The sequence below is a fragment of the Methylosinus trichosporium OB3b genome (assembly GCF_002752655.1).
In the GTDB taxonomy this organism is placed as follows: domain Bacteria; phylum Pseudomonadota; class Alphaproteobacteria; order Rhizobiales; family Beijerinckiaceae; genus Methylosinus; species Methylosinus trichosporium.
In genome coordinates this window covers 2,822,853-2,835,012 of record NZ_CP023737.1, presented here as the reverse complement: position 1 = coordinate 2,835,012, position 12,160 = coordinate 2,822,853, and the positions used below count along the sequence as shown (strand labels likewise).

The following is a 12,160-nucleotide window of genomic DNA, read 5'->3' as shown; positions in this document are numbered from 1 at the left end:
GTCCCGAACGCTGCGGCAGACGCCGCCTCAGGAGATATTCATGCGACCCTTCGACCTGCCGCGAGGCGCCTCCGCCTGCGCGCTGATGATCTCGCTTTGTTCCGCTCATGCCTCGGCGCAGGAGGCTCTGCCCGCCATCGACGTCGCCGGCTCCGGCGCCCCGTCCAGCGGCAAGCAGAGCCTCAGCGGCTCGCCCGCGGACACGGAAACCGGCTATCGCCGCACCACCGCCTTCGGCGCCACCAAGACCAACACGCCGCTCTTGAACACGCCTGTCGCCGTGCAGATTGTCCCGCGCGAGGTGATCGTCGACAAGCAAGTCCTCGACACGATGGAGGCGGTCAAGAACGTCTCCGGCGTGCAGGCGTCGACCGGGACCTTCTACGATCAATATCTGATCCGCGGCTTCACCAGCGGGTATGGCATGACCTGGCGCAATGGGCTGAAGCTCGAAGGACTCATCGGCGGCGAGGAGATCGCCTTCACCGAGCGCGTCGAGATCGTCAAAGGCCCCGGCTCGGTCCTCTATGGGCGCATCGAGCCCGGCGGCTTCGTCAATGTGGTCACGAAGCGTCCACAAGAAGAATTCAAGGCGGAGCTCAACCAGCAAGTCGGCAATTGGGGGCTCGCCCGCACCACCGTCGACATCACCGGCGCCGTGGACAAAGAGAAGACGGCGCTGTTCCGATTGATGGGCGCCTATGACCGTTCCGACTCCTTCACCGATTTCGATCATCGCGACAATGGCGCGGCGGCGCTGTTCCTCACCTTCCGCCCGACGGAGCAATTCGAGTTCAACGCGCAGTTCGAGCATTATCAGAAGAAGCAGACGACGCCGGACGGATCCGGCACGATCCCCGTCAATATCGTCCCCGGGATCGTCAATTATCCGATCAATCTGCCGCGCCACTTCTCGGTCAGCGATCCGGCGCTCTGGGGCAATTTCCCCTATGTCGTCCATCGCACGCTCTATGGCTACGACTGGACATATAAATTCGACGAGGATTGGAAGCTGCGCAATCGCTTCCATTATGTGGACCACGAGGAAAACCAGACCGGCCTCGCCAATTGGGGCGGGTGGGACGGCTCCACCGGCGACATCACGCGGACCTTCGTTCATAATCCGCTGAAGCGCAGCATGCTCTCGACCAATCTCGATCTGACCGGCGAGATCATCACCGGCCCGCTCCGCCACAAGACCCTGGTCGGCCTCGACTGGTATAAATATCAGGACGATTGGGTCGGGGATTACGGCTTCACCCTGCCGACGGCGCCGCTCAACATCTATTCGCCGGTTTATGGCAATCTCACCGGCATCCTGCACCAGCTCGCCGATTCCGCGCGCAGCAATGTTCTGTGGCGCACTCGCCGGCAGGATTTCGGCGTCTATGCGCAGGATCAGATCTCATTGTTCGACGATCGCCTGCAAATCCTGCTCGGCGGCCGCTGGGATAAGGCCTCCGCGGCCGTGGCGAGCGTCTATGGCGGCGACTGGGAAAGCTGCTTTCCGAGCTGCACGGGCTATCCGCTCAACACTTATTCCGACAAGCCGAAACTCTCGCCGCGCGCCGCCGTGCTCTACAGACTGACCGACAATATTTCTGTGTTCGGCGGCTATGTGCGTTCGTTCGGCGCCAACAACGGCGCTTCGGCGAGCGGCCAAGTCTACGCGCCGGAAGAGGCCTATCAATGGGAGGCGGGCGCGAAATCCGTCTGGCTCGACGGCGATGTGACAGCGAGCGTCACTTTGTTCGACCTCACCAAGAAGAACATATTGAAGGCGGATCCGCTCAATCCGGGCCTCAGCCTGCCGGTCGGCGTCGTCAACAGCCGCGGCGTCGAGCTCGACATCGCCGGCAAGGTCACCGAAAATCTGAGCGTCATCGGCAGCTACACCTTCGACGTCGCCAAGATCGTCGACGACAACAACAACGGTTTCGCCGGCCATCGCTTCAACAGCGTCGCGCCGCATGTCGGCAATATCTGGGCGAAATGGGATACAGCGCCGAACCAGCCGGAGGGCTGGGAGCTCGGCTTCGGCGCCTATGCCTCCGACGAGCGCTGGGGCGCCGACGACAATACATGGAAGATGCCCGCCTATGTGAAGTTCGACTCGATGGCGGCTTGGCGCACGCTGATCGAGGACCACAAGGTGACCTTCCGCTTCAATGTGAAGAACCTCTCCGACACCAAATATTTCGAGCGCAGCGACGGCTGGATGTTCGCCTATTACGGCGCGCCGCGCACCTTCATCGGCTCGGTGAACTTCCAGTTCTGACGAGCTGCGCCGACCGAGGCGACAAGCCTCGGTCGGCGCAGCCTTTCAGAGCCGCGTCCAGCTTCTCGCGGTGCCCAGCATCGCCGCATTGAACGTGCTGCCGGTCAGGATGATCGTCACCGCGAGCGTCAGCAGAGCGATCAGATCGAACAGAAGATCGTTCGAATTATTGCCGAGCACCGCGAGCATGCCGAGCACGATGGCGGTCAAGCCGCCGAGCGCCTGAAGATTGGCGGAGCCGCAGGCCAATTCGCCCGCCATCGCCTCTCTGGCGCTGCGGTTGCCCGTCTTCGCGGCCATTCGGCTCAGCGCATGCATGCGCCGGGCGGAGGCGGCGGCGAGCAGCAGAGCGGCGCCGAAGGCGATCACCGCGGCCGGAGCGAGCACGCCCGAATCGACCCCGAGCAGCGCCAGCACGCCGAGCACGGCGCCGGCCGCGCCCGCGAGAAAGATTCCGGTGAAGGCGCCGCCGCCGTCGCCGGCCAAGTTCTCCTTGCCGCCCTCCTCGCTCGGGTCGATCATCTGCTGCGCATAGCGCGCGCGCAGCGACGCGCTGTGGATCAGCAGCGCCGCGCCGAAGACGATCGTCGCGATCACCGCCATCAGCGGCGGATTGACCCCGGCGAGGCCGCAGATGGTGAGCACCAATGTGGCGACGCCGCCGATCGCGTCCGCGGCGCCGCCATAGGCGTAGCCGCTATCTATCGAGGCGGTTTCTCTGATCGTCAGTGACATGGGAATCTCCTCGGGCTTTGAAACCTTCGCTCGGGAACTAGTCGCGCCGCGCGCGGCGACAAGAGTCGAAAGCGTCGAGCGCGCGCCGGCGCGCCGCCGCAAGGTCGATGATCGCAAGCGGATAGGTCTCGCCGAGCCGAACGCCCGCCTCGCGCAGCTTTTGCTCCGGCGCGGTCCAGGGGCGATGAATATAATGCGCGTCGAGCCGCGCCAGCTCCGGGACGAAGCGGCGCACGAAGGCGCCGTCCGCATCATATTTCTCGCCCTGCAGCACGGGATTGAAGATGCGGAAATAGGGCGCAGCGTCGGCGCCGCAGCCCGCCGCCCATTGCCAGTTGAAGGCGTTGCTCGAAAGATCGGCGTCGACCAGAGTGTCGAAGAACCAGCGCTCGCCTTCGCGCCAGTCCAGCAGCAGATGCTTGACCAGAAAGGAGGCGACGATCATGCGCAGGCGATTATGCATCCAGCCGGTCAGCCACAGCTGGCGCATGCCGGCGTCGACGAATGGATAGCCGGTCGCTCCGCGCGCCCAGGCGCGAAAGAGCGTTCCGTCGTCCTGCGCCCAGGGAAAGCGCGCGAAATCCGGATCGAGCGGCGCCTCGGGCAGGCTCGGATGATCGAGAAGAATGTGATGGCAGAATTCGCGCCAGCCGAGCTCGCGCAGAAAGGCGGCGATGTCGGCGCGCGGCGCATCGGCCCCCTCGATCGCGCGCCAGACTTGCCGCGGGCCGATCTCGCCCCAATGGAGATGCGGCGAGAGCCGCGAGACATTGTCCTTCGCCGGAAAATCGCGCGCCGCCGCATAATCACGGACCCCGTCTTCCACGAAGGCGTCGAGCCGCGCTCTCGCGCCGCTCTCGCCCGGCCGCCAGGCGTCGCGCAGGCCGCCGGCCCAATCCGGCTCGCGCGGCGTCAATCCCCAATCCTCGAGCCGCTCGCTCCTCGGCGCCGGCGCCGCGCGCAGCCGTGTCGGCGCCGGCTTCGGCGCGCCCGGCGCGACGATCGCCTGCGCGGCGCGCCAGAATGGCGCGAAGACGCGAAAGGCGCGGCCCTGCGCCGATCGGATCTCTCCGGGCTCGAACAGCAGCGCGCCGGAAAAGCTCTGCGCCTCGACGCCGCTTGCGCGCAGCATCGTCTCGATCTCGCCGTCGCGCCGCAGCGCCGCGGGCTCATAGACGCGGCTCCAGAACACCGCGCGCGCCCCCGTTTCTGGCACGAGGCGCGTGAGGCTCGCGGCCGACGGCCCGCGCCGCAGCGTCAGCGACAGGCCGCGCTCGCGCAGATCATGAGTGAGCGAGACGAGGCTGTGATGCAGCCACCAGCGCGCGGCGCCGCCGAGCGGGGGATCATCGTCCTCGTCCAGAATGAACAGAGCGACGAGCGGCGCGCCCGTCGTGGCCGCCGCCGCGAGCGCGAGATTGTCCGTGAGCCGCAGATCGCGGCGGAACCAGAGAATGAGCGGCGCGGTCATCGCAGCGCCGCCTCGCTCATTCGCCCGTCTGCAGCAGGCTCCCGGCCTCGCGCGCGCTTCTCAGCAGGCGCGTGAACGACCATGCGGCGAGCGTGAACAGAACGGCGTCGAGCGCGAGCCCCGCCGCCATCAGATCGACGCGCAGCGCATGATCGATGAGCACGCCGCGCAGCCCCTCGAACACATAAGTCGGCGGCAGCATCCAGCAGATCGGCTGCAGCCATGAGGGCAGCACGGCGACCGGATAATAGACGCAGCCGAGCGGCTGGATGACGAACATCAGCGACCAGACCAGATTCTCCGCGCCGAGGCCGTAGCGCAGCAGGAGGCCGGCGACGAACAATCCGACGCTCCAGGCGAACAGGATCAATATGGCGAAGAAACCCGCGAAGGCGAGGCCGAGCGCCCACAGATTGAAGCCGAAGAACCAGATCGCCAGCAGCGTCACCGGAACCATGCCGATGAAGAGCCGCATCAGGCTCATCGCCATCATGGCGGCGACGAACTCCGCCGGCCGCAGCGGGCTCATGAACAGATTGGGCAGATTGCGCGCCCACATCTCCTCGAGGAAGGAGAAGGAAAAACCCTGCTGGCCGCGCAGCAGAATGTCCCACAGCAGCACCGCGCCGACGAGCGAGCCCGCGCCGATCGCGGAAGGCTCCGCGCCGGCGAGCCCGCCGGGCCGGCCGACGAGATAGATCTGCAGAAAGCCCCAGGTGAGCATCTGCACCAGCGGCCAATAGATCATCTCCAGCATGCGCGGATAGGACGAGCGCAGGAGATAGGAATAGCGCAGCGTCATCGCGCCGACGCGCTGAAAGGAAAAGGTCGTCATGCGGCGCCCGCCCGTCCGCGCGCGACATCGAGGAACACCTCTTCGAGATTGTTGCGGCCATAGCGGGCGAGCAATTGCGCGGGCGCGGCGTCGTCGACGAGCCGACCGGCTTTCAGCATCAGCACGCGGTCGCAGAGGCGCTCGACCTCGGCCATATTGTGCGAGGCGAGCAGGATCGTGCAGTTGCGCCTGCGTCGATGCTCCTCGAGGCGCGAGCGCACCCAGTCCGCCGTGTCGGGATCGAGCGAGGCGGTCGGCTCGTCGAGCAGCAGCAGCTCGGGATCATTGATCAGCGCCTTGGCGAGCGCGACGCGCGTCTTCTGCCCGGCGGAGAGCCGTCCGCTCGGCCGATCGAGAAATTCAGTGAGCGCCAGGCTCGCCGCCAGCTCGGCGATCTTGGCCTTCGGATCGGCGACGCCATAGAGCCGCGCGAACACGTCGAGATTCTGCCGCACGGTGAGACGATGCGGCATGTCCACATAAGGACTCTCGAAATTCATGCGCCCGAGCGCAGCGTAGCGATCCTGCAAGAAATCGCGCCCGAAGATCTCGATGGAGCCGGCGGTGGGCGCGATGAGGCCCATGATCATGCCGATCGTGGTGCTCTTGCCGGCGCCATTGCCGCCGAGCAGCCCCGTCACCGAGCCCGGGCGAAGCGCGAAGCTCGCCGGATGCACGGCCACGGTCGCGCCATAGGATTTCGAGAGGCCCGTGACGCGCAGGGCGGGAGTGGATGACGCCATGGAAGGACCTCGCCGTGGGGCGCACCCTTATGCGAAAGCGGGTGGAGAAATGCAATCTTCGGCGCCCACTTCATGGGCTCCCACCCGATTGCCCCGCTATTGGGACGCCCGTCCGCTTGACACCGCCCGCCCCCTCGCCACACTCGCGGCCATGGACAGGGAGTACCTCTCAGCGCTGCTCGACTGGTATGTCGCGATCGGCGTCGACATCGCCGTCGACGACGCGCCGCACGACCGTTTCGCCGAGAGCGCCGCGCCGCCGCCCGCGGCCGATCCGCCGCCGCGCCGCGAGCCCGCGGCCGCGCCGGGGCCCGCGCGGCGCGGCGGCGCCCCCATGTTCCCGGACGAGGCGGCGCGCGACGCCCGCGAGGCCGCCGAGAGCGCCGGCGACCTCGAGACGCTGCGCGCGCGGCTCGCGGCCTTCGACGGCTGCGCGCAGCTGAAGGCCGCGGCGGCGCATTTCCTCTACGCCGCCGGCGCCCCCGGCGCGCCGCTGATGGTGCTCGACTTCGCCCCCGGCGAGGAGGACGAGCGCTCCGGCGAGGCTTTCGTCGGCGCGGAGGCGCGGCTCCTCGACAAGATGCTGAAGGCGATCGGGCAGAAGCGCGAGAGCGCCTATCTCGCTTATGCAACGCCCTGGCGCCCGCCCGGCGCGCGCGAGCTCAACGCCGGCGAGGTGACGGCGCTGCAGCCGTTCCTGCGCCGGCACGTGGAGCTCGCCGCCCCGAAAATCCTGCTGATCCTCGGCGATTACGCCGCTCGCGCCGCGCTCGGCGCGACCGATGTGGCGAAGCTGCGCGGGCAGTGGTTCGATTATGACGCGGGCGCCAGCCGCCCGCGCGCGCTGCTCGCCTCATCGCTCGACAATCTCTTGAAGACGCCGGCGCTGAAGCGCCGCGCCTGGCGCGATCTGCGCGCCCTCGCCGCGGCGCTCGGCTGAAACCTACCAGCCCGCCAGCTCGCGGCGCAAAATCGTCTCCAGCGCGCGCACCCCGTCCTCGCTGTCATTGAGACAATCGAGCCGCGCGAAGCTCTCGCCGCCCGCCGAAAGAAACCCATGGCGCAGCTCTATGCCGATCTCCTCCAAGGTCTCGAGGCAATCGGCGACGAAGCCCGGCGTCAGCAGCGCGATGCGCTTCACGCCGCTCGCCGCCAGCTCCTGGACGACGCTCGTCGTATAGGGCCCCGTCCATTGCGCGCGGCCGAAGCGCGATTGAAAGGTGAGGCGCATGCGCTCCGGCGGGACGTCGAGCTTGGCGCGCAACAGATCGAATGTCGTCTCGCAATGGCGCCGATAGGGATCGCCGCGATCGATCTGCGCCTGCGGCAGCCCGTGGAACGAGGCGACCAGAACCTCGGGCTCGAAGTCGAGCGCCGCCAGTCCCGCGCGCGCCGACGCCGCCAGCGCGTCGATATAGGCGGGATCGTCATAGAAGGGCGCGGCGATGCGCAGCGCCGGCTGCGCCCGCATCGTCATCAGGGTGCGAAAGGCTTCGTCGGCGACCGAGGCGTTGGTCGAGGCCGCATATTGCGGATAGGCCGGCAGCACGACGATGCGCTCGCAGCCCTGCGCGCACAAGGACCGCAGCCGCTCGCCGATCGACGGCCCGGCGTAGCGCATGGCGAAATCGACGATGACGCCCTCGCCGGCGAAGCGTGCAGCCAGTTTTTCCGCCTGCGCGCGCGTGATCGTCTTCAGCGGGCCTTCGTCGCGCTCCTCGTTCCACACGGAGCGATAGGCGCGCGCCGAGCGCAGCGGGCGAAAGGTCAGCACCAGCGCTTCCAGCAGCGGCCGCCACAGCAGCGGCGGCAGATCGACGACGCGGCGATCCGACAGAAACTCGCGCAGATAGCGCCGCACCGACCAATAATCGGCGCCGCGCGGCGTGCCGAGATTGACCAGCAGCGCGCCGATCGGAGTATCGCTCATGAGAGCCCCTTCTCGAAGGCGGCGAGCTCGTCGGGCGCCAGCGAGAAGCCGTGCTCCTCGGCCGGAAAGCGCCCCTCGCGCACATCGCGGGCATAAGCGGCGACGGCGCCGCGCAGCGCTGCGCCGATCTCGCCATAGCGGCGATTATGCTTGAAGTCGCGCGTTCCGAGCGCCGCGAGATCATGCACCACCAGCACCTGCCCGTCGCATTGCGCGCCCGCGCCGATGCCGATGGTCGACGCGCGCAGCGCTTGGGTGATGCGGGCGGCAAGCTCGCGCGGGATCAGCTCCAGCACGATGAAATCCTGTCCCGCTTCATCGAGCGCCAGCGCGTCGGCGAGGAGCCGCGCGGCGGCGGCGGCGGTCTGGCCCTGCCGGCGCTTGCCCGCCTGATGCTGCGATTCGAGCCCGATATGGCAGCAGACGTCATGCCCCGCGTCTTTCAGCGCCCGCACGATCTGAGGCCGCGCGCCTTCGAATTTCACGCAATCGGCGCCGGCGGCGGCGAGCCGCGCGGCGCTCTCTCGCGCCTCTCCCGCCGTCTCATAGGTCGCGAAGGGAAGATCGCCGATGATATAGGCGCCGGGCGCGCCGCGGCGCACGGCGGCGATGTGATGCGCCATATCGGCGAGCGTCACCTCGCGCTCGCTGGCGTAGCCGAGCACATTGGTGCCGACGCTGTCGCCGACCATGATGATGTCGACGCCGGCCTCGACCTCGGCGCGCGCGGTCGGCGCGTCATAGGCGGTGAGCACGACGAGCTTTTCGCCGCGCGCTTTCATCAGACGGAATTCATCGGCTCTGGACATGGGCTTCCATGGCGTCTGCGCGCCCGGGCCGCCGTCAGCGCGAGCAGGCGTGCGGCGGCATGGGCAGGCGGATGTCCTGAAGCTCATAGCTGCATTTGTCGCAGCCGGAAAGCAGCGCAAAAGCCGCGGCCAAGACCGCCGGAACAAGGATCTTACGCAAGACGCACCCCCCGCGACGCCGCCGCGGGCATTATAGCGGGAGACCGTCGACGACGCGAGACGGGGAGTCACCCGATCCCCCGCTCGCGCCGAGTGCTCCGACGCCTTCAAAAAAAGCCCCGTCATTGCGAGCGAAGCGAAGCGATCCAGAGCCGCGGGGCAGAGTCTTTGTCGCCTCGCAGCCCTTCGAGGCGCCCCTCACGGCAGCACGAACACCCGCGTCCCGACCTTCACCCGATCATAGAGGTCCACCACATCGGCGTTGGTCATGCGGATGCAGCCGGAGGAGACGGCGGCGCCCATCGTGTCCGGCTCATTGGAGCCGTGAATGCGATATTGGCTCGACCCCAGATACATCGCGCGGGCCCCGAGCGGATTGTCCATGCCGCCCTCCATATGGCGCGGCAAGTCCGGCCGGCGTTTCAGCATGGCCTCGGGCGGGCGCCAGTCGGGCCATTCGCGCTTGGCGGTGATGGTCTTCACCCCCGCCCATTCGAACCCCTCGCGCCCGACGCCGACGCCATATTCGACCGCCCGATTGCGGCTCACCACATAATAGAGCCGCCGCTCCTTTGTGGAGACCACCACCGAGCCCCTGGGATATTGCGGATGCTTCCACACCACCGTCTGCCTCGGGATGGATTGGATGCGGAACTGATTGATGAAATCGGCGACCGGTCCGCGATCGAAAGGGCTCGCGGCGGCGGGGGCGGCGAGGGCGAGGGCGAGGAGAAAGGCGAGGGCGATGCGCGGTGGCAGGAACGAAGTCATGAGGCCCCTCGAGAACGGAAGGAGCGGTTGTCGGAGGGGAATGCGGCCGAAGTGGGATCACCTATTCGAGCTTCGTTTACGGGGCCTCGGCTAAGCATCGGAGCCGACGCCGTAAACCCTGGCGCGCCGCTCCGCGCCCGCTCTGGAAAGCCCGCCGATGACGAACCCGCTCCGCGCCCTGGCGCTCGCCGCTTCCCTGTTCCTCTTGCCGGCGGGGCTCGCCTCGCCGGGCGCAGCCGCGCCGCGCAACGGCCCGGTTCGCCTCTCCTCCGGCGTGAGCTATGAGCTCATCGCACATTGGGACGTGAAGCGGCTCGATCATATTCTCGACGCCGACACGCCGAAATTCGCCGGCGTGAAGGTGAGCTACACGCCGGCGCGCAACGCCGTGTCGCTCTATCGCATCACCTATTCCTCGGTCATTCCGGAGAAGGGCAATCAGCCGACCATCGCCTCCGGCCTGCTCGCCGTGCCCGACACGAAAGCGACGAGCCTGCCGCTTCTGTCCTATCAGCACGGCACCATCTACGGGCGCCACGAGGTCCCCTCCTTCCCCGAGGAGTCGCCCGAGACGCAGCTGATGATCGCGCAATTCGCCGGCCAGGGCTATGCGGTGATCGGCGCCGATTACTTCGGCCTCGGCGTCTCGCAGGAGCCGGAAGGTTATCTGGTGAAGGCGAGCCATCAGCAGGCCTGCTATGATCTGCTCGTCGCCAGCCGCAGCGTGCTCGAGCATCTGAAGCTGAACAGTGAAAAGCTGTTCCTCTCCGGCTGGTCGCAGGGCGGCTTCGTCACCATGGCCTTTCTGGAGAAGCTCGAGAGCGCCGGCGTTCCCGTCGCGGCGGCGGCGACGGCCAGCGCGCCGCTCGATCTCTTCGCCGCCATGGAAGGCTTTCTCGTCTACCCGCGCCCGAACGACGCCGTCTGGCTGAACAGCATCTTCATCCTCTCGGCCTTCTCCTACGAGAACTACTATGGCGTTCCGGGCCTCGCCCGCTCGCTGTTCGCCGAGGACTCTTACGACATTGCGCAAAAGGCCTATGAGCGTCAGCCGATCGATCCCGCGGCGGTTCCGACCGATCTGCGCAAATTGATCCGCCCGGCCTATTTCGACCCGCATTATTTCGCCGCCTCCTCCTTCGGCCGGCTGATCGCCGCGACGCAGGCCTATCGATGGGTGATCAAGTCGCCCGTGCGCAATTATTACGGCGAGGCCGACGAAGCCATTACCCAAGGCGTCGGCCGCATGGCGATGACCTATGCGCAGGCGATGGGGCGCGGAAACCCGCTGGTCGAAGCGGTGTCGACCGGCCCGACCAGCCATCGCGGCACATTCGCGACGGCGACGCCGCGCTGGAAGGAGTGGTTCGACGGGAAGTGAGGGGGAGTGTCGCGCAATCGCGGCGAAGCCCGGTCGGGCGGAAAGCGAGCCCGAAGGCTCGCTCTTTTATTCATTCAATCCGGATGACGCACGCTTATCGCGGCGCTTGTTCTGTACGGATTGAATCCGTATAATAAGCAATGAGGTGAGCCATGCCCCGCGAACATGCCGAAACTGGCCGGGTCGAGCTGCGGCTGAAGCCGGAGGACAAGGCTGTGCTGGCGCGCGCGGCCGCGCTCGAGCGGCTCGATCTGACCAGCTTCATCCTGCGCGCCGCGCTGCCGCGCGCGCAGGATGTCATCGCGCAGTCCGAGAGGCTGAAGCTGTCCGAGCGCGATTCCCTGCGCGTGCTCGACCTCTTGGAAAACCCCCCGGCCCCCACGGAGCGACTGACGCGCGCGGCGAAGGGCGGCTTCGTGCTCGAATGACGGCGCTGGAGTGGGAAGAAGTTTCGCTCGGCAAGATCCACGACCGCAACGCATTCCACTGCGGCGAGGATCATCTCGATACCTATTTGAAACGCTACGCGCGCCAAAACCATGAAAGCGGCGGCGCGAAATGCTTCGTTGCGGCGGCGCGCGACGCCCCCACGCGCGTTCTCGGCTTCTATACACTGAGCCCCGCGTCGATCGAATTTGCGCGCGCCCCTGCCGTTGCGACGCGCGGCCTCGGTCGCTACGAGGTCCCGGTGTATCGGCTCGGCCGCTTGGCCGTCGATCGCAGCGTGCAAGGCCGGGGGCTCGGCGGCCGCCTGCTGCTGCGCGCCGCGGAACGCTGCATGGCCGTCGCGCAGCAAGTCGGCGGCGTGGCTCTGCTGATCGACGCCAAGACCGAAATGGTCGCGGAATGGTACGAAAACTACGGGGCACTACGTCTCCTCGATGCGCCGCGCTCGCTCATCCTGCCCTTCGCCGTGGTGGCCGAAGCGGTGAGGCAAGGGGAGCGATGATGCTTTCGAACGTAACTTATGCACGGCGTATGCGCCCGTTTTTTCTGATACAGGTGGAGGTGGACTATTCAGAAGTCTTAATTTAAGCACCGGCTCGAT

13 protein-coding genes are annotated in these 12,160 nt (G+C 67.0%); 5 read left to right on the top strand and 8 right to left on the bottom strand.

From position 1 onward, the window contains the following. The first annotated feature begins 40 nt into the window (after positions 1–40). Positions 41–2,278, top strand: a complete 2,238-nt coding sequence (locus CQW49_RS13595) for a TonB-dependent siderophore receptor (RefSeq protein WP_003615243.1) — start codon at positions 41–43, stop codon at positions 2,276–2,278. A 45-nt stretch (positions 2,279–2,323) separates the two neighbouring features. Here the strand turns inward: CQW49_RS13595 and CQW49_RS13590 are convergent, their stop codons facing one another. The 4 genes from CQW49_RS13590 to CQW49_RS13575 are packed head-to-tail and all read right to left on the bottom strand — an operon-like array spanning position 2,324 to position 6,062. Next, on the bottom strand, positions 2,324–3,013 hold the full coding sequence (locus CQW49_RS13590; protein WP_003615245.1) for a hypothetical protein: 690 nt from the start codon (positions 3,011–3,013) through the stop codon (positions 2,324–2,326). A 37-nt stretch (positions 3,014–3,050) separates the two neighbouring features. Next, positions 3,051–4,484, bottom strand: coding sequence for a cryptochrome/photolyase family protein (locus CQW49_RS13585; protein ID WP_003615246.1), 1,434 nt, complete (start codon positions 4,482–4,484; stop codon positions 3,051–3,053). 16 nt (positions 4,485–4,500) lie between these two features. After that, positions 4,501–5,319: an ABC transporter permease gene (locus CQW49_RS13580; protein ID WP_003615248.1), complete on the bottom strand. Its 819-nt coding sequence runs from the start codon at positions 5,317–5,319 to the stop codon at positions 4,501–4,503. Then, on the bottom strand, positions 5,316–6,062 hold the full coding sequence (locus tag CQW49_RS13575) for an ABC transporter ATP-binding protein (RefSeq protein ID WP_003615250.1): 747 nt from the start codon (positions 6,060–6,062) through the stop codon (positions 5,316–5,318). Before CQW49_RS13575 ends, CQW49_RS13580 begins: the two co-directional genes overlap by 4 nt. Before the next feature lie 151 nt (positions 6,063–6,213). On the opposite strand from CQW49_RS13575, the gene CQW49_RS13570 reads away from it, so the two are divergent. After that, the gene (locus tag CQW49_RS13570; RefSeq protein WP_024749702.1) at positions 6,214–7,002 is read left to right on the top strand and encodes a uracil-DNA glycosylase; all 789 of its coding nucleotides are present in this window, start codon (positions 6,214–6,216) and stop codon (positions 7,000–7,002) included. A gap of 3 nt (positions 7,003–7,005) precedes the next feature. Here CQW49_RS13570 and hemH read toward each other — a convergent pair whose 3' ends face one another. The 4 genes from hemH to CQW49_RS13555 all read right to left on the bottom strand — a co-directional run bounded on the left by hemH (position 7,006) and on the right by CQW49_RS13555 (position 9,731). Beyond that, complete coding sequence (gene hemH / locus CQW49_RS13565) at positions 7,006–7,992, bottom strand: ferrochelatase (RefSeq protein ID WP_003608940.1); 987 nt, start codon at positions 7,990–7,992, stop codon at positions 7,006–7,008. Further along, a complete protein-coding gene (gene panB, locus CQW49_RS13560) occupies positions 7,989–8,801 on the bottom strand; it encodes a 3-methyl-2-oxobutanoate hydroxymethyltransferase (protein ID WP_003608942.1) in 813 nt (270 codons plus the stop codon). Before panB ends, hemH begins: the two co-directional genes overlap by 4 nt. Positions 8,802–8,835: 34 nt before the next feature. Next, positions 8,836–8,961 (bottom strand): hypothetical protein, encoded by a 126-nt coding sequence (locus CQW49_RS26090; protein WP_274541221.1) that lies wholly within the window; start codon positions 8,959–8,961, stop codon positions 8,836–8,838. Positions 8,962–9,158: 197 nt separating this feature from the next. Further along, positions 9,159–9,731: a L,D-transpeptidase gene (locus tag CQW49_RS13555; protein WP_003608944.1), complete on the bottom strand. Its 573-nt coding sequence runs from the start codon at positions 9,729–9,731 to the stop codon at positions 9,159–9,161. A 157-nt stretch (positions 9,732–9,888) separates the two neighbouring features. Here CQW49_RS13555 and CQW49_RS13550 point away from each other — a divergent pair, with 157 nt between their 5' ends. From CQW49_RS13550 to CQW49_RS13540, 3 genes are all read left to right on the top strand, one after another. Next, positions 9,889–11,112 (top strand): alpha/beta hydrolase family protein, encoded by a 1,224-nt coding sequence (locus CQW49_RS13550; RefSeq protein WP_003608946.1) that lies wholly within the window; start codon positions 9,889–9,891, stop codon positions 11,110–11,112. 152 nt (positions 11,113–11,264) lie between these two features. Further along, positions 11,265–11,540 (top strand): type II toxin-antitoxin system TacA family antitoxin, encoded by a 276-nt coding sequence (locus CQW49_RS13545; protein ID WP_003608948.1) that lies wholly within the window; start codon positions 11,265–11,267, stop codon positions 11,538–11,540. Then, the gene (locus CQW49_RS13540; RefSeq protein WP_003608950.1) at positions 11,537–12,061 is read left to right on the top strand and encodes a GNAT family N-acetyltransferase; all 525 of its coding nucleotides are present in this window, start codon (positions 11,537–11,539) and stop codon (positions 12,059–12,061) included. Before CQW49_RS13545 ends, CQW49_RS13540 begins: the two co-directional genes overlap by 4 nt. Positions 12,062–12,160: the final 99 nt, after the last annotated feature.